This window comes from Bordetella genomosp. 7 (assembly GCF_002261265.1).
In the GTDB taxonomy this organism is placed as follows: domain Bacteria; phylum Pseudomonadota; class Gammaproteobacteria; order Burkholderiales; family Burkholderiaceae_B; genus Bordetella_A.
The window spans coordinates 496,530-516,105 of sequence record NZ_NEVK01000003.1; the positions used below are offsets into that span (position 1 = coordinate 496,530).

General features: G+C 67.0%; 21 protein-coding genes. 16 read left to right on the top strand and 5 right to left on the bottom strand.

Annotated elements, in window-relative coordinates:
* Window positions 1-2 precede the first annotated feature (2 nt).
* A complete protein-coding gene (locus tag CAL19_RS04750; protein ID WP_094796146.1) occupies window positions 3-887 on the top strand; it encodes an NAD(P)-dependent oxidoreductase in 885 nt (294 codons plus the stop codon).
* Window positions 888-922: 35 nt separating this feature from the next.
* A complete protein-coding gene (locus CAL19_RS04755; protein ID WP_051423824.1) occupies window positions 923-1,888 on the top strand; it encodes a Bug family tripartite tricarboxylate transporter substrate binding protein in 966 nt (321 codons plus the stop codon).
* A 41-nt stretch (window positions 1,889-1,929) separates the two neighbouring features.
* Here the strand turns inward: CAL19_RS04755 and CAL19_RS04760 are convergent, their stop codons facing one another.
* Both CAL19_RS04760 and CAL19_RS04765 read right to left on the bottom strand, forming a co-directional pair.
* Window positions 1,930-2,373, bottom strand: a complete 444-nt coding sequence (locus tag CAL19_RS04760; RefSeq protein ID WP_026640352.1) for an acyl-CoA thioesterase — start codon at window positions 2,371-2,373, stop codon at window positions 1,930-1,932.
* 143 nt (window positions 2,374-2,516) lie between these two features.
* Window positions 2,517-5,699 (bottom strand): Rne/Rng family ribonuclease, encoded by a 3,183-nt coding sequence (locus CAL19_RS04765; protein WP_094796147.1) that lies wholly within the window; start codon window positions 5,697-5,699, stop codon window positions 2,517-2,519.
* A 520-nt stretch (window positions 5,700-6,219) separates the two neighbouring features.
* Between CAL19_RS04765 and CAL19_RS04770 the strand changes: the two genes are divergently transcribed.
* The 4 genes from CAL19_RS04770 to msrQ all read left to right on the top strand — a co-directional run bounded on the left by CAL19_RS04770 (window position 6,220) and on the right by msrQ (window position 9,551).
* Entirely contained in the window at window positions 6,220-7,188 is a 969-nt protein-coding gene (locus CAL19_RS04770) for an RluA family pseudouridine synthase (RefSeq protein ID WP_094796148.1), read from the top strand.
* A gap of 2 nt (window positions 7,189-7,190) precedes the next feature.
* Complete coding sequence (locus CAL19_RS04775; RefSeq protein WP_026640355.1) at window positions 7,191-7,847, top strand: HAD family hydrolase; 657 nt, start codon at window positions 7,191-7,193, stop codon at window positions 7,845-7,847.
* An 88-nt stretch (window positions 7,848-7,935) separates the two neighbouring features.
* The gene (gene msrP, locus CAL19_RS04780; protein WP_094796149.1) at window positions 7,936-8,901 is read left to right on the top strand and encodes a protein-methionine-sulfoxide reductase catalytic subunit MsrP; all 966 of its coding nucleotides are present in this window, start codon (window positions 7,936-7,938) and stop codon (window positions 8,899-8,901) included.
* 11 nt (window positions 8,902-8,912) lie between these two features.
* The gene (gene msrQ, locus CAL19_RS04785; protein ID WP_051423826.1) at window positions 8,913-9,551 is read left to right on the top strand and encodes a protein-methionine-sulfoxide reductase heme-binding subunit MsrQ; all 639 of its coding nucleotides are present in this window, start codon (window positions 8,913-8,915) and stop codon (window positions 9,549-9,551) included.
* 22 nt (window positions 9,552-9,573) lie between these two features.
* Here msrQ and CAL19_RS04790 read toward each other — a convergent pair whose 3' ends face one another.
* Genes CAL19_RS04790 through CAL19_RS04800 form a run of 3 tightly spaced genes read right to left on the bottom strand, consistent with a single transcriptional unit; the run spans window position 9,574 to window position 11,704 of the window.
* Window positions 9,574-10,398, bottom strand: a complete 825-nt coding sequence (locus tag CAL19_RS04790) for an N-acetylmuramoyl-L-alanine amidase (protein WP_249276253.1) — start codon at window positions 10,396-10,398, stop codon at window positions 9,574-9,576.
* Entirely contained in the window at window positions 10,395-11,111 is a 717-nt protein-coding gene (locus tag CAL19_RS04795) for an SAM-dependent methyltransferase (protein ID WP_094796151.1), read from the bottom strand. Before CAL19_RS04795 ends, CAL19_RS04790 begins: the two co-directional genes overlap by 4 nt.
* Window positions 11,108-11,704, bottom strand: coding sequence for a Maf family nucleotide pyrophosphatase (locus CAL19_RS04800; protein ID WP_094796152.1), 597 nt, complete (start codon window positions 11,702-11,704; stop codon window positions 11,108-11,110). Before CAL19_RS04800 ends, CAL19_RS04795 begins: the two co-directional genes overlap by 4 nt.
* Window positions 11,705-11,974: 270 nt before the next feature.
* Here CAL19_RS04800 and CAL19_RS04805 point away from each other — a divergent pair, with 270 nt between their 5' ends.
* The 10 genes from CAL19_RS04805 (at window position 11,975) to rpoE (ending at window position 19,576) form a co-directional block, all read left to right on the top strand.
* Window positions 11,975-12,574, top strand: coding sequence for a YceD family protein (locus CAL19_RS04805; RefSeq protein ID WP_094796153.1), 600 nt, complete (start codon window positions 11,975-11,977; stop codon window positions 12,572-12,574).
* 51 nt (window positions 12,575-12,625) lie between these two features.
* Window positions 12,626-12,808 carry a 50S ribosomal protein L32 gene (rpmF, locus tag CAL19_RS04810; RefSeq protein ID WP_026640362.1) on the top strand — a complete coding sequence of 61 codons (183 nt, stop codon included), beginning with the start codon at window positions 12,626-12,628 and terminating at the stop codon, window positions 12,806-12,808.
* A gap of 48 nt (window positions 12,809-12,856) precedes the next feature.
* The gene (gene plsX, locus CAL19_RS04815) at window positions 12,857-13,921 is read left to right on the top strand and encodes a phosphate acyltransferase PlsX (RefSeq protein WP_094796154.1); all 1,065 of its coding nucleotides are present in this window, start codon (window positions 12,857-12,859) and stop codon (window positions 13,919-13,921) included.
* Window positions 13,921-14,907 carry a beta-ketoacyl-ACP synthase III gene (locus tag CAL19_RS04820; protein ID WP_026640364.1) on the top strand — a complete coding sequence of 329 codons (987 nt, stop codon included), beginning with the start codon at window positions 13,921-13,923 and terminating at the stop codon, window positions 14,905-14,907. The genes plsX and CAL19_RS04820 overlap by 1 nt, the downstream gene beginning before the upstream one ends.
* Before the next feature lie 72 nt (window positions 14,908-14,979).
* Complete coding sequence (gene fabD / locus CAL19_RS04825) at window positions 14,980-15,915, top strand: ACP S-malonyltransferase (protein WP_094796400.1); 936 nt, start codon at window positions 14,980-14,982, stop codon at window positions 15,913-15,915.
* 39 nt (window positions 15,916-15,954) lie between these two features.
* Window positions 15,955-16,713 (top strand): 3-oxoacyl-ACP reductase FabG, encoded by a 759-nt coding sequence (gene fabG / locus CAL19_RS04830; protein WP_026640366.1) that lies wholly within the window; start codon window positions 15,955-15,957, stop codon window positions 16,711-16,713.
* 126 nt (window positions 16,714-16,839) lie between these two features.
* Entirely contained in the window at window positions 16,840-17,079 is a 240-nt protein-coding gene (acpP, locus tag CAL19_RS04835; protein WP_003813816.1) for an acyl carrier protein, read from the top strand.
* Window positions 17,080-17,257: 178 nt separating this feature from the next.
* Window positions 17,258-18,487: a beta-ketoacyl-ACP synthase II gene (gene fabF, locus CAL19_RS04840; RefSeq protein WP_026640367.1), complete on the top strand. Its 1,230-nt coding sequence runs from the start codon at window positions 17,258-17,260 to the stop codon at window positions 18,485-18,487.
* Window position 18,488: 1 nt separating this feature from the next.
* The gene (locus CAL19_RS04845) at window positions 18,489-18,980 is read left to right on the top strand and encodes a hypothetical protein (RefSeq protein WP_141214357.1); all 492 of its coding nucleotides are present in this window, start codon (window positions 18,489-18,491) and stop codon (window positions 18,978-18,980) included.
* On the top strand, window positions 18,977-19,576 hold the full coding sequence (gene rpoE / locus CAL19_RS04850) for an RNA polymerase sigma factor RpoE (RefSeq protein ID WP_026640368.1): 600 nt from the start codon (window positions 18,977-18,979) through the stop codon (window positions 19,574-19,576). The genes CAL19_RS04845 and rpoE overlap by 4 nt, the downstream gene beginning before the upstream one ends.

Below are 19,576 nucleotides of genomic sequence, written 5' to 3' on the forward strand. Positions count from 1 at the left end.
ATATGGACAGCGACGTAATTGGATTTGTCGGTATCGGCAAGATGGGCCAGCCCATGGCCCGCCGGCTGGTCGACGCGGGCATGCGCCTGGTGGTCTACGACGTAGATGCGGGCGCCACGGCGCCGCTTGTTGCCCTGGGCGCAAAGGCGGCCGGATCGGTATCAGAGGTGGCCGATGCGGCCGGCACGGTGTTGCTGAGCCTGCCGGCGCCCCGCGTGGTGCAGGATGTCGTGGCACAGCTGGCCGGGGGCGCCAAGGTCAAGCGCGTGGTGGACTTTTCGACCATCGGTCCGGCCGCCGCCGCCAGCGCCGCGGCCACCCTGGATGCGCGAGGCATCGCGTATATCGACGCGCCGGTCAGCGGCGGCGTGCCGGGCGCGCAAGCGGGCACGCTGGCCGTGATGGTGTCCTGCCCGAAGGCGCTCTTCGAGACGTTGCAGGAACTGCTGGGCACGTTCGGCAAGACGTTCCATGTCGGCGAGCAGGCGGGCCAGGCCCAGACCATGAAACTGGCCAACAATCTGCTTTCGGCCACGGCGATTGCGATCTCGTCCGAGGCCATGGCCATGGGAGTCAAGGCCGGCCTGGACCCGCGCGTGATGCTGGACATCATCAACGCCGGCTCGGGCCGCAACAGCGCCACGCAGGACAAGTTTCCCCGCGCCGTGCTGACCGGCACATTCGATTATGGGTTCGGCACCGGCCTGGCCTATAAAGACGTGCGCCTGTGCATCGACGAAGCTGAACAGCTTGGGGTGCCCATGGTCATCGGCGCCGCCGTGCGGCAGATGCTGGCCATCACGAATTCGCTGTATGGCCCGGGATCGGATTACACGTCGGTATGCCGGGTGGTCGAGTCCTGGGCTGGCGTGGAAGTGCGCGGCTGAGCCGCGTAATGGCATCAACAAAGGAGACACATTAAATGCATAAGTTCATGGTGCGCTTTGCCGCAGTGGCCGCAGTCTGCAGCATTGCGTGCGCCCCGGCATGGTCGGCAAACTATCCCGAGCGTCCTGTAAAGCTGGTCGTGCCGCAATCGCCAGGCGGGGCGTCCGACGTGCTTGCCCGCTTGCTGGCCAAGGGGCTGTCGCAGGCGTGGGGGCAGAGCGTCGTCGTGGAGAACAAGGCCGGGGCCGGCGGCAACATCGGCCTGGAAGCCGTGGCCAAGTCGCCGGGCGATGGCTATACGCTGCTTTTCACGTACGAGGGCACGCAGGCGATCAACGTCAGCCTGCGCCAGTTGCCGTTCGATCCGGTCAAGGACTTCACCCCGATCGCGGCCGTGGCGACCGTGCCGTTCATCGTTACCGTCAACAAAGACATTCCCGTCGCCAGTTTCCAGGAATTTGTCTCACTGGCCCGTTCCAAGCCCATGACGTTCGGTTCTGCCGGCAGCGGCACCGTCAATCATCTGTTGGGCGAAATGGTCAACCATGTGGCGGACACGGGCCTGACCCACGTGCCGTACAAGGGAGCGGCGCCCGCGCTCACCGACTTGATTGGCGGGCGTATCGACGCGGTATTCACCAGCGTGCCGTCGATTGCCGCGCATGTCGAAAGCGGGTCGGTGCGCGCACTGGCGATTTCCAGCAAGTCGCGTTCGACGCGCTTTCCCGACCTGCCCACCATTGCCGAGTCCGGTTATCCCGGTTTTGACGTTTCTCCGTGGTTTGCCGTGTTCGGGCCCGCGGGCATCCCGGGCGACGTTGTGCAGAAGATCAATCGCGACGTGGGGCAGGTGCTGGCCGACCCGGAATTCCGCCGCAATCTGGCCGAGCAGGCCGCCGAGCCCTTGCAGACGACGCCCGAGCAACTGGCGTCGATGCTGCAAGACGACATCAGGAAATGGGCGGCGGTTGTGCAGAAGTCGGGTGCGCGGGCGGACTGATACGCGCGGTGCAAGCCCCCGGGCCGCCTGCCCCGGGGGCGTTATTGCACTGGCGCGTAGCGCGCCAGCGTTTCGCGATGGCCCGCCGGCACCGGCACCGGCCGGCGCGAATCCCGGTCCACATATACGTGGGTAAATAAGCCGCTGGCATGGCTGAGCTCGCGTTGGGCGGTAAACACGCCCAGGCGGTAGGTCACGCTGCTGCCGCCGATGCGGTGCACGCGCAGCCCGATCTCTACGGGCACGGGAAACGACACGGGCGCGAAGTACTGGCACTGCGTGCCCACCACCAGGCCGATGGGGCCGCCTGCGGCGGGGCCCGCCAGCCGTTCGGCGATCAGCATGCCGTTGACCGCCGTGTCGAACCAAGAGTAATACACGACATTGTTGACGTGGCCGTACACGTCATTGTCCATCCAGCGTGTTGCAATAACGGTGAAGTGCCGGTAAGCCTCGCGGGGCTCGGCAATCAGGCGGTCGGTCATGCGGGCTCCATGAAACGGTGTCGTGCCAGCGCGCGGCGCATCGTCAGGCGGCAGTCTACCGCGAGCGCCGCACGGCGGCGCATCTGCAGCGAGGATAAAAAACGCCGGCGCTAGGCCGGCGTTTTTTTGCATTGCCCCGGGCGTCAGGCCTGGGAGCGCTGCGTTTCTACCTGTACCAGCGGAGAGTTCGATACCGCGGGCACGGGCTTGCGCTCGCGTCCCAACCGTACGGGAGCCTGGCTGGCGGCCATGCGCTGTTGCGCCTGGGCCAGGCGCGCAGGGTCGGTTTCGACCCATTTCAGCCCAGTGGCGCTGACCACCTCGTGCAAGGCCTGGCTGGACGCTGCCGCAGCGGCAGGCACCACGATGGGCGCGGCTACCGGTGCGGCCGTCGTCGCAGGAGCATCGGCAGCCGCGGTAGCGACCGGCGCGGTGCCGACCGCCGCGGTGTCGACCGGCGCGGTGTCGACCGCCGCGGTATCGACCGCCGCGGTGTCGACCGCCGCGGTGTCCGATTGCTCGGCCTGGGGAGTGATGTCGGCGGCCGTCGCTACGGCGGCCGTCGCTACGGCGGCCGTCGTCACGGCGGCCGTGGGTTCGGCGGCCGTGGGTTCGGCGCCAGGCGTCTGGTCGGCTGCAACGGCAGGTTCGGTCGGGGCCGGGGCGTCGGCTTCCTGCGCGGCAACGGGTTCAGCCGCCGGCAAGGGCTGCGCAAGCGCCGGAACAGGCTCGACGGCGTCGGGCTGTGCGGCCGGTACCGGCACGGCAGGCACCGCGACTTCCGGCATGCCCTGCGCTACGGCTGCAGCGTTGGATATGTCGGACAGGTCCACCCGTGCCGGCGTCTGGCCGGGCGCAGCGGCGTCTGCCAGCGGACGCGCAACCTCTGTCGCGGCAGTGGCTGCCGCAGCACTGGCTGCCACAGCACCGGCTGGGGTCGTATCGGCTGCATCCGGGGCGAACTCGGCCGCGTTGTCGGCTTGCGTATCGACGTCCTGCGTAGTCTGTTCGTCCTGGCTACGGCGGCCGCGGCGGCTGCGACGGCGGCGGCGCTTGCGTTCCGGATCGGCGCCGGCCTCGGCTTGCTCGGCATCGGCAGCCTGGGCTTCGGACGACGCGTCGGCGGAAACGGTGGCGGCCGCTTCGGCCTGCTCGGTCAGGGCCGCGGCGATCGCGGGGCCTTGCGGGGCAGGCACGGCTGCGGCAACGGTTTCGGCCAGCGCGGCTACCGTGGTTTCCTCGGTAGCCTGCACGTCCTGTTGGGCCGTGTCATCGCGACGATTGCGGCCACGGCCACGGCGGCCACGGTTGCCGCGCGGGGCGGCTTCGTCGGCGGCGCCGGCTTCGGGGGCCAGGGCGCGTTCGGGACGGGCCGTGTCGCGCTCGGCGCGGGCCGGGCGTTCGGCGCGGTCTTCGTGGCGACGGCCGTTGCGGCCGGCGTGGCGGGGGGAGCCGTCGGATTCCGTAGCGTCGGTGCGGGCTTCTCCGCGGCGATGGCGGTTACGGTCGGAGGCGTGGCGTTCGCCACGGCGTTCCTGGCCATCGTGGCCGCGCTTGCCGCGCGGACCGCCGCGCTTGGGTTCTTCCGAGGCGGCGGGCGCGGCCGGCGCGGCGCTGCCGCCCAGCCAGTTGACCAGGCGCTTGAACAGGCCGCCCAAGCCGCCGCCTGCCGTCTGGGCGGGGGCGGGCGCGGATTCGGCCGCGGGCGCCGAGACGGGCGCCGGCTGCGAAGGCGTAATGCCCTTGACCAGGGCTTCGGGGCGCGCCTTGACCTCCGGGTCGCGCGGCGCCCAGGCCATGTCGGTGGACGGGGCGTCGACGAGCTCGAAGCTGGTCTTGACGTCTTCCAGGCGGGGGTCGTCGTGGCGCAGGCGTTCGATATGGTGATGCGGGGTTTCCAGGTGCTTGTTGGGAATCAGCACCAGGTTGACCTTCAGGCGGGCTTCCATCTTGGCGATGTCGGCGCGCTTTTCGTTGAGCAGGAAGGTGGCCACGTCGACCGGCACCTGGGCATGCACCGCCGCCGTGTTTTCTTTCATGGCTTCTTCTTGCAGCAGGCGCAGCACATGCAGCGCGCTGGATTCTGCGTCGCGGATCACGCCCGTGCCGTTGCAGCGCGGGCAGGTGATGTGCGAGCCTTCATTCAGGGCGGGGCGCAGGCGCTGGCGCGACAATTCCATCAGGCCGAAGCGCGAAATCTTGCCCATCTGCACGCGGGCGCGGTCGAAATGCAAGGCATCGCGCAGCCGCTGTTCGACGGCGCGCTGGTTCTTGCTGTCTTCCATATCGATGAAATCGATGACGATCAGGCCGCCCAGGTCACGCAGGCGCAGCTGGCGGGCCACTTCGTCGGCCGCTTCCAGGTTGGTGCGCAATGCGGTTTCTTCGATGTCGGACCCGCGCGTGGAGCGCGCCGAGTTGACGTCGACGGCCACCAGGGCTTCGGTGTGGTCGATGACCACGGCGCCGCCCGAGGGCAGTTGTACGGTGCGCGCGTACGCGGTTTCGATCTGGTGTTCGATCTGGAAGCGCGAGAACAGGGGGATGTCGTCACGGTAGCGCTTGACGCGCTGCACGTTGTCGGGCATCACCACGCTCATGAAGGCCGTGGCCTGGTCGGCGATTTCGTCGGTATCGATCAGGATTTCGCCGATTTCAGGCGAGAAGTAATCGCGGATGGCCCGGATGACCAGGCTGGATTCCAGGTAGATCAGAATGGGCGCGGCGTTGTCGCGCGCGGCGGCGTCGATGGCCGTCCAGAGCTGCATCAGGTACGACAGGTCCCATTGCAGTTCTTCGACGCTGCGGCCGATGCCGGCGGTGCGGGCGATGATGCTCATGCCCTGCGGGACTTCCAGCTGCTCCATCGTGTCGCGCAGTTCCTGGCGGTCTTCGCCTTCCACCCGGCGCGACACGCCGCCGCCGCGCGGGTTGTTGGGCATCAGCACCAGATAGCGGCCGGCCAGCGAAATGAACGTGGTCAGGGCCGCGCCCTTGTTGCCGCGCTCTTCTTTTTCGACCTGGACGATCAGTTCCTGGCCTTCGCGCAGCGCGTCCTGGATGCGGGCCGAGCGGACGTCGACGCCTTCTTTGAAATAGCTGCGGGCCACTTCCTTGAAGGGAAGAAAGCCATGGCGGTCTTCGCCGTAGTTGACGAAGCAGGCCTCGAGGCCCGGTTCGATGCGGGTGATGACCCCTTTGTAAATGTTGCCTTTGCGTTGTTCGCGTCCGGCGGTTTCGATGTCGAGATCGATGAGCTTCTGCCCATCGACAATGGCAACGCGCAGTTCTTCCTGGTGCGTCGCGTTAAACAGCATGCGCTTCATGAGTGGTGTTCTCCGTTGTCATGACGCGCCGATATCGGCGCGTGACCTTGGGCCACTCGGGCTGCGGACTGAAGCGGGGCAAGAAGAGGAATCAAACGGCAGCCTGGCGCAGCGCGCAGGCGTAGCCGCCGCCGGTCAGGCGGGCACGTCGTGCCCGGGGGCACGTGGTTCTGGCAGCAGGGGAGTCAGGGTCACGAAGTGTGGTTGACGGAAAGGATTGCTGTGAACGGCAGGTGCGGCCAGCGATCGGCCCGCGCGCACCTGGGTGCTTTAATTACGCGACAATTCTTGCAGTGCTTCAGAGCCGCTTGCGGCATGCAACGGACCTGCCAGGACAGCGGGCAAATGTCGTGCCACACCACCGTCCGGCAGGGCGCGGTTGCGCCGGCGACCGAGAGGCCCCGAAGCTGAACGGTCAGGCAGCAGTACAATGGCGACCCGCGCGCGCTCGACGGAGACGCGTACCGTTGCATCTCTACGCCAGGCGGCTTGTTCAGCCCCTTAAGGCTGTGCCGATTATATGTCGCTTTCCGCAATGCGCAAAGAATCTGCGTTTTCCCCTCTATCCACCCCCGCCGTCCGGCTGGTTGAAGTCGGCCCCGAGCATGACGGCCAGCGGCTGGACAACTTCCTGCTGCGGCTGTGCAAGGGCGTGCCCAAGAGTCACATTTACAAGGCGATACGCGGCGGCGAGGTGCGGGTAAATAAGGGACGCACCCAGGCCGATTACCGCGTGGCTGCCGGCGACGTCGTGCGCGTGCCGCCGCTGCGCCTGCCGGCGCCCGATGCCGTGCGGCCCGTGCCGGGCGCCGAATTTCCCGTTGTCTACGAAGACGACGCCCTGCTGGTCATCGACAAGCCGGCCGGCGTGGCGGTGCATGGCGGCAGCGGCGTGTCGTTCGGCGTCATCGAGCAATTGCGGGCGGCGCGGCCGCAGGCGCGCTTCCTGGAACTGGTGCACCGGCTCGACCGCGAGACTTCCGGGCTGTTGATGGTGGCCAAGAAGCGCAGCGCGCTCCTGGCGCTGCACGCCATGCTGCGCGAAGGCAAGGGCGACAAGCATTACCTGGCCCTGGTAGAAGGCGACTGGGTCAACGACCGGCAGCACATCCGCCTGGCGCTCACCAAATGGACGACACAGTCGGGCGAGCGGCGCGTGCGCCCCGACCCCGGCGGCCAGCCGGCCCATACTATCGTTACACTACAGCGGCGCCTGGGGGAATTCAGCCTGGTCGACGCCGAGTTGCGCACCGGACGCACCCACCAGATCCGGGTGCATCTGGCGGCCAGTGGTTTTCCCATCGTGGGCGACGACAAATACGGGACGGACGAGACGCGCGCCCGGTTCGCACGTCTGGGGTTCAACCGCATGTTCCTGCATGCGCATCAACTGACCCTGCCGCACCCCACTACCGGACAAACCCTGCGGCTGACGGCGGAATTGCCCGCCGCCTGCCGCACCCTGTTGCACAAGCTGGAGAGTCAGTAGACATGTCTTATTCGCTGGTCGTGTTCGACTGGGACGGAACCGTGATGGATTCCACCAACGGCATCGTGGCCGCCATCCAGGGGGCCTGCCGCGACCTGGACTTGCCCGTGCCGTCGACTTCGGCCGCCAGCTGGGTCATCGGACTGTCGCTTGAAAGCGCGCTGCGCCGGGCCGTGCCCGAACTGACGCAAGCCATGGTGCCCCGTTTTCTGGAACGCTACCGCACGCATTACCTGTTGCGCGATCCCGAATTGCGCCTGTTCGAGGGCATCGAGGCGCTGCTGCACGATCTGGCAGGCCGGCAGGTGCAACTGGCCGTGGCCACCGGCAAGAGCCGGGTCGGGCTGGACCGCGTGCTGGCCGCCACCGGCCTGCGCGGCGCTTTCCAGGCCACCCGCACCGCCGACGAAACCTTCAGCAAGCCGCATCCGGCCATGTTGCACGAACTGATGGACGAATTGCAGGTCGAACCAGAACGCGTGCTCATGGTGGGCGATACCTCGCACGACCTGCAAATGGCCTGTAATGCGGGTGTGCACGGCCTGGGCGTTTCCTATGGCGCTCATAGTCCGCAAGAGCTGCAGGGTTGCCAGCCCCAGGCCATCGTCGACAGCGTGGCCGACCTGCGCGAATGGCTGCTGCCGCGCGTGGGTTGCTGAGCCCCGGGCGCGGCGCGGAATAATCCGCGCCCGGCGGTCGTCTTACCCCTGCTGTCCGTGTCGTCCACGCAGCTTTCAGGAGACCGTCATGTTGATCCGCAAGCCCGGCAACGCGCCGCCCTCGTCCGAGATCACCTCCGAAGCCGTCTGGCAGTCGCGCCGCGACTGGATGATGCGCGCCGGGCTCATCGCGGCGGCCGCCGGCCTGCCCGGATGGTCCATGCGCCAGGCCCACGCGCAGGATGCGGCGCCGCTGGCCGGACGCGCCAGTCCGCAGTACTCGGTCATGGACAAGCAGACGTCCTTCCAGGACATCACGTCGTACAACAATTACTACGAGTTCGGGCTCGACAAAGACGACCCGGCCCGCTACGCCGGCAAGCTGCAGACTCGTCCCTGGACGGTGGCCGTCGAAGGCGAGGTGCTGCGTCCGCAGGCCTTCGACATCGACACGCTGCTCAAGCTGGCTCCCATGGAAGACCGCGTGTATCGCCTGCGCTGCGTCGAGGGCTGGTCGATGGTCATTCCCTGGGTGGGGTATTCGCTGGCAAACCTGCTCAAGCAGGTCGAACCCACCGGCAATGCAAAGTATGTCGAGTTCACTACCGTCGTGCAGCGTGAGAACATGCCCGGCGTACGGTCGTCCGTGCTTCAGTGGCCCTATGTCGAGGCCCTGCGCCTGGACGAGGCCATGCATCCGCTGACGATGCTGGTGTTCGGGCTGTACGGCAAAGTCCTGCCCAAGCAGAACGGCGCGCCGCTGCGCCTGGCGGTGCCCTGGAAATACGGTTTCAAGTCGGCCAAGTCGCTGGTGCGCATCCGGCTGGTCGAGCGGCAGCCCGTCAGTTCATGGATGCTGGCGGCTCCCAGCGAATATGGCTTTTACGCCAACGTGAACCCCGACGTGCCGCATCCGCGCTGGAGCCAGGCCACCGAGCGGCGCATCGGCGAAGACGGGTTTTTCGCGCCCAAGCGCCGCACGCTCATGTTCAATGGCTATGCCGAACAGGTTGCTTCCCTGTATCAGGGCATGGATCTCAAGGCCAACTACTAAGGAGCCGCCGCATGCAAGGTACGCCGCCCGCGCGGCGCCGGCAATGGTCCGCTGCCGCCGTGGCGCGCGTCAAGCCGGCGCTTTTCGCCGCCGGACTGCTGCCCCTCGCACGCTGGGTGTGGCTGGGGTTCAATAACGGCCTGACCGCCAACCCGGTGGAATTCCTGACGCGCTCCTCGGGCACCTGGGCGCTTGTCTGCCTGCTGGTCACGTTGTCCATCACGCCGCTGCGGCGCCTGTTGGGCCAGCCGGCCCTGGTGAGGCTGCGGCGGCCCTGCGGGCTGTTCGCGTTCTTTTACGGCAGCCTGCATTTCCTGGCATGGGTATGGTGGGATCGCGGCCTGGACCCGGCCTTTATGCTGCAGGATATCGGCGAACGCCCCTTCATCACCGCGGGGTTCATCGCGTTTGCATGCATGGCGGCGCTGGCGGCCACCTCGACGCAGGCCGCCATGCGCGCCATGGGCCGGCGCTGGCAGACGCTGCATCGCGCGATATACCTGATCGGCATACTGGCCATCGTGCACCTGTGGTGGCACAAGGCTGGCAAGAACGACTTCCAGCAGCCGATCGCCTACGGCGCGGTGCTGCTGGTTCTGCTGGGGTGGCGGCTGGTGGCGGCCTGGCGCGCCCGCGCCACGCGCGCCTGAAGGCCGGCGCGGGCGGCGGACGTCAGTGCCCCGGGCCAGGCTGCAGGGCCATCATGATGGCCGCAGTTTCCGCATCCGGGGCGCCGTCGTAGCGGCCGGGCCGGTAATGCATCTGGAAAGCGGACAGCACGTTGCGGGTGGCGCGATCCAGGCGCCCGTGCTGCGGGCATGCGTAACCCAGTCGGGCCAGTTGCCGCTGGAACCAGGCGACGTCCGGCAAGCCTTTGCGCTGCAGGTCTACCCAGTATGTGGCGGCCTGTGCTTCGTCGTACCAGCGGCCGATGCCAGCGTCGGCCAGCCGTTTCCACGGAAACAGCGGGCCCGGATCGGTTTTGCGTTGCGGCGCGATGTCGCTATGGGCCACGATGTTCTCGGGCGATACGCCGTGGCGCGCGATCAGGTCGCGCAGAAGCAGGATCAGGGCATCGATCTGCGCGTCGGGAAAAGGAGCCCATAGGGGCGCCGGCGGCCCGGCATCCTGCCGTCCCGCATTGACCAGCTCGATGCCGATCGATACCGGGTTGAGCGACACCTGTTCGTACCAGCTGCTGGCGCCGGCATGCCACGCGCTGCGCGACTCATCCACCAGGCGGTAGATGTGCGGGCGGGCGTCGGCCGTGACCAGATAGTGCGAGCTGACGCCGCCCTTGGACAGCAATTCGAGCGAGCGCTCGCTGTTGGCCGACGTGTAGTGCAGCACAATGTAGCGTACGCGGCTGTCGTGGCTGACCGCACGGATCGAATCGTCGATATCCAGGCGCGGCCCGCCGTGCTGTCCGGCGCACCCGCCCAGCATGGCCGTTGCGGCCAGGGCCGCAAGGTGGCTGAGCAGGCGCGTGAGAGTCATGATCGCTGGGCCAGGTACAGAAACAGGGTGGGACGCTTGTCGAGCTCGGGCGCGGGCCGCGTTTTCCACTCGGCCACGGGATAGGTGCGCACCCATTCATCGTCGGTCGTCAGTGCGCGCGCGACGCACAGGCGCGTGTCGCCGCGCAGCGTGGCCAGCAGCGTGGCGAACATGGCCGCGTTGCGGTAGGGCGTCTCGATCAGCAGCTGGGTCTGGTGATGGCGCGCCGAGTGCTGTTCCCAGGCGCGCAGTTGCCGGGCGCGTTCGGCCGGGTCTACGGGGGCGTAGCCATGGAAGGCAAACCGCTGGCCGTCCAGCCCGCTGGCCATCAGCCCCAGCAGGATGGACGAGGGCCCTACCCACGGGCGCACGGCAATGCCCAGGCGGTGCGCCGCCGCAACTACCGTCGCGCCGGGGTCGGCCACGGCCGGGCACCCCGCCTCGGAAACCAGCCCGATGTCGCGTCCGTCGCGCACCGGGGCGAGCCAGCGCTGGATGTCCGCGGCGCCGGTTTTGGCGTCCAGCGTATGGATGGTGATTTCCTGCAGCGGGCGCACCGTGCCGACCTGTTTCAGGAAGGCGCGCGCGGTCTTGGCGTTTTCGGCGATATAGGTATCCAGCCGGCCGGCCAACGCGCGCACGTCGGCGGGCAGCCAACGTTCGGCGGGGGCCGGCCCCAGCGACACTGGAATCAGGTGCAGGGCGCCGCTCATGTCGCGCTTGCCGACAAGGGGTCCAGCCCGAAACTGGCCAGCATGCCGGTAAGGGCGATCAGGGGCAGGCCGATGATGGCGGTGGGGTCGTCGCTGCGGATGTATTCCATCAGCGCGATACCCAGGCTTTCGGCTTTGGCGCTGCCGGCGGTATCGTAAGGCGCTTCGGCGCGCAGGTACGCCTCGATGGCGGCGTCCGGCAGGGCGCGAAAGCGGCACTGGGTCACGATGTCGGCTTTTTCGATGCGCTGGCCATCGGTTACCGCCAACGCGCTGTGAAATTCCACGGTACGTCCGGCAAGTTCGCGCAATTGCTCTCGTGCGCGCGAAAAATCGCCGGGTTTGCCGATGGGCCACCCGTCCGCCGTGGCCACTTGGTCCGACCCGATCACAATGCAGCCGGGACGCTGACGCGCCACCGTCATTGCCTTGGCGACAGACAGCCGCAGCGCCAGTTCGGCGGGCGCTTCGCCCGGAACGGGCGTTTCATCGACGTCGGGAGAAACGGTGTCGAAGGGCAGGCGCAGGCGGCCGAGCAACTCGCGGCGGTAGGGCGAACTCGAAGCCAGTATCAGGACAGGTCGGGATGGCATGCAGAAATTGACGTTAAGGCGTAAGTCGCAGTATTATCTAACGTTTTGCGGGATTTTTGCAGCGGCGGCAGATTGCGGCAACAGATACAGCGGCAGCAGACACAGCAGTAGCTCGCCCGCGCGAGTGGGCGGTCGTGCGGCCGTCGTGGCCCTTGCGCCGATTGTCGCTGGCGGGTTGTCCGACAACGGCTTGGCGCGGCGGTTAAAATCCGCGGGGCAAGCAAACACGCAGGCGGCAAGCCCGGCACCAGGAACACCAGAGGCACACGCATGAGCAATGAGCGGGCAGGAGCGCCCCGGTCGCGCGGTTCCGCGACGGCGGACGCCGTGATCGATGCATTTGCGTTTGCCCGCCAGGGCGGCAGCGCCGATGGCGCCGTGCCGCTGGTGCGGTTCGCCAGGGTTGTCGAAGGCCTGCCCGAGCAGCCCGCCGGCGAGGCCGGCCTGGTGCAATGGTCGGCGCGCGGCGAGATCGGCACGGGCCTGGTTCGTGGCCAGCCCTTGCTGCACTTGCATGTGCGGGCCAACCCGGTGCTGGTGTGCCAGCGTTGCAATGCCCCGTTTGTTTACGAAATTGATTCCCGGACAGTGCTGCAGTTCGTCAAGTCCGAAAGCGAACTTGACGAAGACCTGTCCTCCGAATTGCAAGACCCGGAGCTTGCGGACTCGCTGCCCGAAAAGGTGGTGGGGTCGCATCGCTTCGATCTGTTGGCCCAGGTCGAAGACGAGCTCATCCTGAGCATTCCGTACGTGCCCAAGCATGATGTGTGCCCGGGCACGCAGGCCGACGATGGCGACGCTTCGCAAGAGCCCGCCGCCGTGCGTCCGTCACCGTTCGCGGTGCTCGAACAACTGAAGCGCAAAGATTAGGTCAACATCGGACCGCATGGCGTACAATGCGGCCCGTTTCTAGGAGTCATCATGGCTGTTCAACAAAACAAGAAGTCCCCGTCCAAGCGTGGCATGCATCGCTCGCACGACTTTCTGGTCAACCCGCCCACCGCGATCGAGCCCACCACCGGCGAAACCCATCTGCGCCACCACATCAGCCCCAACGGCTTCTACCGTGGCCGCAAGGTGCTCAAGACCAAGGCCGACGAGTAAGCTGCGGCACCACTCGTTTCGCATGCACGGCAGCGCTGACCCGCTATTGTGATACGCATCGCCATCGACTGCATGGGCGGCGATTTCGGGCTGCCCGTCACGATCCCGGCCGCTATCGAGTTCGCCCGGCAATATCCCGATTGCCGGCTGCTACTGGTCGGCCTGCCCGACGCCATCGAGGCTGCGCTGGCCGGGCACAAAGACGTTCCCCGCGATAGTCTTGAAGTCGTGCCGGCTACCGAGGTCGTCTCCATGGACGATCCGGTCGAGATCGCCCTGCGCCGCAAGAAAGACTCATCCATGCGCCTGGCCGCGCAGGCCGTCAAGGACGGCCGCGCCGACGCCTGCATTTCCGCCGGCAACACCGGCGCCTGGATGGCCATCTCGCGCTATGTGCTCAAGACGCTGGACGGCATCGACCGCCCGGCCATTGCCACGTCCATCCCGAACCAGACCGGGCGAGCCACCACCGTGCTCGATCTGGGCGCCAATGTCGACTGCACGGCCGAACACTTGTTGCAGTTCGCCATCATGGGCGCTGCACTGACGCAGGCGGTCGATCATCGCGACAATCCCTCCGTGGGGCTGCTCAACATCGGCGAAGAAGTCATCAAGGGCAACGAGGTGGTCAAGGAAGCCGCGGAACTGCTGCGACGCAGTCCGCTGAATTTCCAGGGCAATGTCGAAGGCAACGACATCTTCAAGGGCACCGTGGACGTCGTCGTCTGCGATGGCTTCGTCGGCAATGTGGTGCTGAAGTCCATCGAGGGCCTGGCGAAGATGCTGTCGAGCATGATTCGCGAAGAATTCAAGCGCAGCGTCGTGACGCTGCTGGCCGGCGCCATCGCCAAGCCGGTGCTCAACCGGCTGCGCAACCGCGTCGACAACCGCCGGTACAACGGCGCGGCCCTGCTGGGCCTGCGCGGCGTGGTCATCAAGAGCCACGGCTCGGCCGATGCCTACGCTTTCGGCTTTGCGCTGCAGCGCGCGCGTGAAGCCGTAGTAAGTAAACTGCTAGATCGCACTGCCCAGGCCGTCGCGCTGATTACCCAGCGCGTCCAGACCGGCGAGGCCGCCACCGGCGAGCCCGAGACGGCGGGGGATACCGTTTGATGGGTACCGCAATGACATATGCCGTGATCGCCGGCTCGGGCAGTTTCCTGCCTGAACGCGTCGTGTCCAATGACGAGCTGGCCGCAGAACTGGCCACCCGCAACATTTCCACTTCCGACGAGTGGATCGTCGAGCGCACCGGCATCCGGCAGCGCCATCTGGCCGAGCGCGGCGTCACCACCAGCGTCCTGGCCACCGAGGCGGCGCGCCGCGCCCTCCAGGATGCCGGCGTGCAGGCGGGCGATGTCGACCTGATCATCGTGGCCACGTCCACGCCCGATTACGTATTTCCCAGCACCGCGTGCCTGGTGCAGGCCAACCTGGGCGCCAGGGGCGGCGCGGCATTCGATGTGCAGGCCGTCTGCAGCGGCTTCGTCTATGCGCTCAGCACCGCCGACGCCTTCGTGCGCGCGGGCCGTTCGCGCTGTGCGCTGGTCATTGGCGCCGAGGTCTTCTCCAGCATCCTCGACTGGAACGATCGCAGCACCTGTGTGCTGTTCGGCGACGGCGCGGGCGCCGTCGTGCTGAAAGCCTCCGACAAGCCCGGCATCCTGGCCGCGCAACTGCATGCCGATGGCTCGCAGACCAAGATCCTGTGCGCCGCGGGCAATGTGGCCTATGGCGATGTCACCGGCGACCCGTTCCTGCGCATGGACGGCCAGGCCGTCTTCAAGCAGGCAGTCACCGTGCTCGACCGCTCGGCGCGCGATGTCTGCGCCGAAGCCGGGCTCGATGTGGCCCAGCTCGATTGGCTGGTGCCCCACCAGGCCAACGTCCGTATTCTCAATTTCCTGGCGCGCAAATTGCAGGTGCCGGTCGAGAAGGTCGTCATCACGGTCGATTCCCACGCCAATACTTCGGCTGCCAGCGTACCGCTGGCGCTCGATGCCGCTCGCCGCGATGGCCGCATCAAGCCCGGCCAGCTGGTGCTCATGCAGGGCGTGGGCGGCGGCTTCACGTGGGGCTCGGTTCTCGCGCGCATGTAATGGCGACCCCGGGGGGGCGGGGGCTCCCGCCTCGGTATGTTCACCGAATCTGAAATCAGTCGATACCTCAACATGAAAATCGCGTTTGTCTTTCCTGGCCAGGGTTCGCAGTCGGTCGGCATGCTTGATGCCTGGGCCGGCAATGCGGCCGTGGCCGATGTGCTGGCGCGTGCCGGCCAGGCGCTGGGCCAGGACCTCTCCGCACTGATCGCCCAAGGCCCGGCCGACCAGCTCAATCTCACCACCAATACACAACCGGCCATGCTGGCGGCCGGCGTGGCCGTGTTCGCTGCCTGGCGGGCTGCCGGCGGCGCCATGCCCGACCTGGTTGCCGGGCACAGCCTCGGCGAATATGCCGCGCTGACGGCAGCCGGCGCGCTGACGCTCGAAGACGCGGTTCGCCTGGTGCGCGTGCGCGCCGACGCCATGCAGGCCGCCGTGCCGGTGGGCGCGGGCGGCATGGCCGCCGTGCTGGGCCTGGACGACGACGCCGTACGCGCCGCCTGCGCCCAGGCAGCGCAGGGCGAGGTAGTCGAAGCCGTGAATTTCAATGCGCCGGCGCAGGTGGTCATTGCGGGACACAAGGGCGCCGTCGAGCGCGCCTGCGAAGCCGCCAAGGCGGCCGGGGCCAAGCGTGCCCTGATGCTGCCCGTGTCCGCGCCGTTCCATTCCAGCCTGCTGCGTCCGGCGGCCGACGTGCTTGCCGCCGCGCTGGCGCAGGCACGCGTCGCGGCCCCGCAGGTCCCCGTCATCAACAACGTCGACGTGGCGGCGCCGACCGAGCCATCGGCCATCCGCGACGCGCTGGTGCGCCAGGCGTGGCATCCCGTTCGGTGGGTCGAGACACTGCGGGCCATGAAGGCGCAAGGCGTCACGCATGTGGTCGAGTGCGGCCCGGGCAAGGTGCTGGCCGGCCTGACCAAGCGCATCGACAGCGAACTGACCGGCATTTCCATTACCGATCCGGCTTCCCTGGAAGCCGCGCTGGCCGCCCTCGGCCAGCACTGACTCGGCGCGCCCATTCGCACGCGCCATTACAGGACTGACATGGACGACAAACAATCGGCAGAATTGCAAGGCAAGGTGGCGCTGGTAACCGGCGCCACGCGCGGCATCGGCAAAGCCATTGCGCATGAGCTCGCCGCGCGCGGCGCCGTGGTGGTGGGAACCGCCACCAGCCCAGCCGGCGCCCAGGCCATCAACGAGGCGCTGGCGCCTTTCGGCGGGCGCGGCGTGGTGCTCGATGTGACCGATGCGCAAGCATGCGACGCGCTGGTCGACGCCATCAGCAAAGAACCTGCGGGCGGCCCGCACATTCTCGTCAACAATGCCGGCATTACGCGCGACAATCTCGCCATGCGCATGAAAGACGACGACTGGACGGCCGTCATCGACACCAACCTGGCCGCCGTTTTCCGCTTGTCGCGCGCCGTATTGCGCGGCATGATGAAGGCCCGCTGGGGCCGCATCATCAACGTCACGTCGGTGGTGGGCGCCAGCGGCAATGCCGGGCAGGCCAATTACGCGGCCGCCAAGGCCGGCGTGGCAGGCATGTCGCGCGCCCTGGCGCGCGAACTGGGCAGCCGCAACATCACCGTCAATTGCGTGGCGCCGGGTTTTATCGATACCGACATGACCCGTGCCCTGGGCGACAACCAGACTGCTGCGCTGTTGCAGCAGATTCCGTTGGGCCGCCTGGGTTCGCCGGTTGATATCGCGCATGCGGTGGCGTTTTTATCTGGGCCGCAGGCGGGTTACATTACCGGAACCACGCTGCACGTCAACGGCGGCATGTACATGCAATAAGGGCGGCCCGGGCGCGGCAGCGCCCGGCGCACCAGAGGCATATCGTCATTTTTATCACGGCCAGGCGTTTGCATTCCTCAACGCTTGGCTATAATTCGCGGGATTTTTCCCCAATTGGAGATCTGCATGGAAAGCATCGAACAGCGCGTCAAGAAGATCGTCGCTGAACAACTTGGCGTCAACGAAGCCGAGATCAAGAACGAGTCCTCCTTCCTTGACGACCTCGGTGCCGATTCGCTCGACATGGTTGAGCTGGTCATGGCGCTCGAAGACGAATTCGAGACCGAGATCCCCGACGAAGAGGCCGAGAAGATCACGACCGTGCAGCAAGCGATCGATTACATCAATTCGCACGGCAAGCAGTAAAGCTCAGCCTGTATTCGCCGGCCGCCGCCCTTGCGGGTGCGGCCGGAAGCAGGGCGGTTTCAGGAGCGTCGTGCGGTCCGTGCGCGGGGGCGTCATCATGACGTTTTCGCGGCCGGGCAAGCCGCATGAGCGGCGCATCCGAAAACCGCCTTTCTTTTGTCTGTTTTAGGAGTCATCCGTGAAGCGACGAGTCGTCATCACCGGCCTGGGTATCGTATCGCCCGTGGGCAACGACATCACCCTCGCCTGGGACAATATCGTCAACGGACGTTCCGGCATCGGCCGCATCACCCGTTTCGACCCCTCGGCCATCACCACGCACATCGCGGGCGAGGTCAAAGATTTCGACGTCACCCAGTACATGCCCGCCAAGGAAGCGCGCCAGATGGATACCTTCATCCATTACGGCATGGCCGCGGGCATCCAGGCGTGGCAAGACAGCGGGCTCGACGTCACCGAAGCCAATGCCGACCGCATCGGCGTCATCGTGGGCTCGGGCATCGGCGGCTTGCCCCGCATCGAAGAAACGCAGACCGAGCTGCTCGCCAAGGGGCCGCGGCGCATTTCGCCCTTCTTCGTTCCGGGTTCCCTGATCAACCTGATCTCCGGCCAGTTGTCGATCCGCTTCGGCATGAAGGGCCCCAGCTATGCCGTCGTGTCGGCCTGCACCACGGGCCTGCACTGCATCGGCGATGCCGCCCGCCTGATCGAGTACGGCGATGCCGACGTCATGCTGGCCGGCGGGGCCGAGTCCACGGTGTCGCCGCTGGGTATCGGCGGTTTTGCGGCCATGCGGGCGCTGTCCACGCGCAACGACGATCCCGCCACCGCCTCGCGGCCCTGGGACCGCGACCGCGACGGCTTCGTGCTTGGTGAAGGCGCGGGCGTGCTGGTGCTCGAAGAATACGAGCACGCCAAAAAGCGTGGCGCGCGCATCTATGGCGAGTTCGCCGGCTATGGCATGAGCTCCGACGCGCACCACATCACGGCGCCCGACAAGGACGGCCCGCGCCGCGGCGTGCTCAACGCCTTGCGCAATGGCGGCATCAACCTCGACGAGGTCGATTACGTCAACGCTCACGGCACGTCAACGCCGCTGGGCGACAAAAACGAGTCCGACGCCCTCAAGCTGGCCTTCGGCGACCACGCCAGGAAGCTGGTGGTCAACTCCACCAAGTCCATGACTGGCCACTTGCTGGGCGCCGCAGGCGGCATCGAGGCGATTTTCACCACTCTGGCGGTCTACCACCAGAAATCGCCGCCCACCATCAATATCTTCAACCAGGACCCCGAGTGCGACCTGGACTACTGCGCCAACACGGCGCGCGACATGAAGATCAACGTGGCAATTTCCAACTCCTTCGGCTTTGGCGGCACCAACGGCTCGATGGCCGTTCGCCGGATCTGATTTGGACCACCGCCGGGTAACCGGTCACCGGCCGCTATGCGTGCCGGTGCGCCGCCCGCGCCATCTGACGCTGCTGGGCCGTACGGCCGTGGCAGTGGGGGCGGCCTGCGCGGCCTTGGGCGCCTGGTGGCAATACGGGCCGCAAGGTCTCGCTGCGCTGGCGGCGTCTGCCGCCGGCATTGCCGGGGTGCGCCATGTCGGGCGCCGTCGCGCGCCGGCGGTGCGCGTGCGCGCCGTCCGGGCCGTCGCGGGCAGCCGGCGCTGGCAGCTGCGGGTAGGGCGTCAGTGGCGGCCCGCCACGCTGCGCGACAGCCGACGCGGCGCCTGCTGGCTCGAACTGCGTTTGCAACAGACGCCGGCTGCGGGCCACAGAGTTACAAATCACCGGGTCGCCGTGTGGCGGCCCACCGTGTCTGCGGCCTGCTGGCGCCGGCTGTGCCTGCTGGCAGGCGCGGCGCGGCGCCTGGACGCGCCTGATCCGGGGGCGGCATGAGCGAACGCGACATCGACGCCGAGCTGGTCGCCCGGGTGCAGCGCGGCGACAAAAAAGCTTTCGACCTGCTGGTGCTCAAGTACCAGCGCAAGATCCTGCGCCTGCTGGGGCGCATGATCCGCGACCCCGCCGAAGTCGAGGACGTGGCCCAGGAAGCATTCATCAAGGCGTACCGGGCCCTGCCGCAGTTCCGGGGCGAAAGCGCCTTTTACACCTGGCTATACCGTATTGCGGTCAACACCGCCCGTAACTGGCTGGCGTCTGCCGGCCGGCGTCCCAGCGCGCCAAATGCAATCGAAACGGAAGACGGTGAAACTTTTAATGAAACTGACAACCTAACCGATATCAGCACGCCGGAAGCCGTACTGGCCAGCCGCGAAATTGCCCAGACGGTCAACGCGGTGATCGAGGAATTGCCCGAAGAACTCCGGACCGCTATCGTGCTGCGTGAAATCGAAGGTATGAGTTACGAAGACATCGCCCAGAGCATGGATTGCCCGATTGGCACGGTACGTTCGCGCATTTTCCGCGCGCGTGAAGCTATCGCCAGTCGGTTGCGTCCCTTGCTGGACACCGATGCCGAGCGTCGTTGGTAA

Coding starts and splice junctions, on each gene's coding strand:
- CAL19_RS04770 (WP_094796148.1), top strand. CDS start 6,220: ATGTCGCTTTCCGCAATGCGCAAAGAATCTGCGTTTTCCCCTCTATCC.
- CAL19_RS04800 (WP_094796152.1), bottom strand. CDS start 11,704: ATGCCATCCCGACCTGTCCTGATACTGGCTTCGAGTTCGCCCTACCGC.
- fabD (WP_094796400.1), top strand. CDS start 14,980: ATGAAAATCGCGTTTGTCTTTCCTGGCCAGGGTTCGCAGTCGGTCGGC.
- CAL19_RS04755 (WP_051423824.1), top strand. CDS start 923: ATGCATAAGTTCATGGTGCGCTTTGCCGCAGTGGCCGCAGTCTGCAGC.
- acpP (WP_003813816.1), top strand. CDS start 16,840: ATGGAAAGCATCGAACAGCGCGTCAAGAAGATCGTCGCTGAACAACTT.
- msrP (WP_094796149.1), top strand. CDS start 7,936: ATGTTGATCCGCAAGCCCGGCAACGCGCCGCCCTCGTCCGAGATCACC.
- fabG (WP_026640366.1), top strand. CDS start 15,955: ATGGACGACAAACAATCGGCAGAATTGCAAGGCAAGGTGGCGCTGGTA.
- CAL19_RS04805 (WP_094796153.1), top strand. CDS start 11,975: ATGAGCAATGAGCGGGCAGGAGCGCCCCGGTCGCGCGGTTCCGCGACG.
- CAL19_RS04750 (WP_094796146.1), top strand. CDS start 3: ATGGACAGCGACGTAATTGGATTTGTCGGTATCGGCAAGATGGGCCAG.
- msrQ (WP_051423826.1), top strand. CDS start 8,913: ATGCAAGGTACGCCGCCCGCGCGGCGCCGGCAATGGTCCGCTGCCGCC.
- rpmF (WP_026640362.1), top strand. CDS start 12,626: ATGGCTGTTCAACAAAACAAGAAGTCCCCGTCCAAGCGTGGCATGCAT.
- CAL19_RS04790 (WP_249276253.1), bottom strand. CDS start 10,398: ATGACTCTCACGCGCCTGCTCAGCCACCTTGCGGCCCTGGCCGCAACG.
- CAL19_RS04795 (WP_094796151.1), bottom strand. CDS start 11,111: ATGAGCGGCGCCCTGCACCTGATTCCAGTGTCGCTGGGGCCGGCCCCC.
- CAL19_RS04820 (WP_026640364.1), top strand. CDS start 13,921: ATGGGTACCGCAATGACATATGCCGTGATCGCCGGCTCGGGCAGTTTC.
- CAL19_RS04765 (WP_094796147.1), bottom strand. CDS start 5,699: ATGAAGCGCATGCTGTTTAACGCGACGCACCAGGAAGAACTGCGCGTT.
- CAL19_RS04775 (WP_026640355.1), top strand. CDS start 7,191: ATGTCTTATTCGCTGGTCGTGTTCGACTGGGACGGAACCGTGATGGAT.
- rpoE (WP_026640368.1), top strand. CDS start 18,977: ATGAGCGAACGCGACATCGACGCCGAGCTGGTCGCCCGGGTGCAGCGC.
- CAL19_RS04760 (WP_026640352.1), bottom strand. CDS start 2,373: ATGACCGACCGCCTGATTGCCGAGCCCCGCGAGGCTTACCGGCACTTC.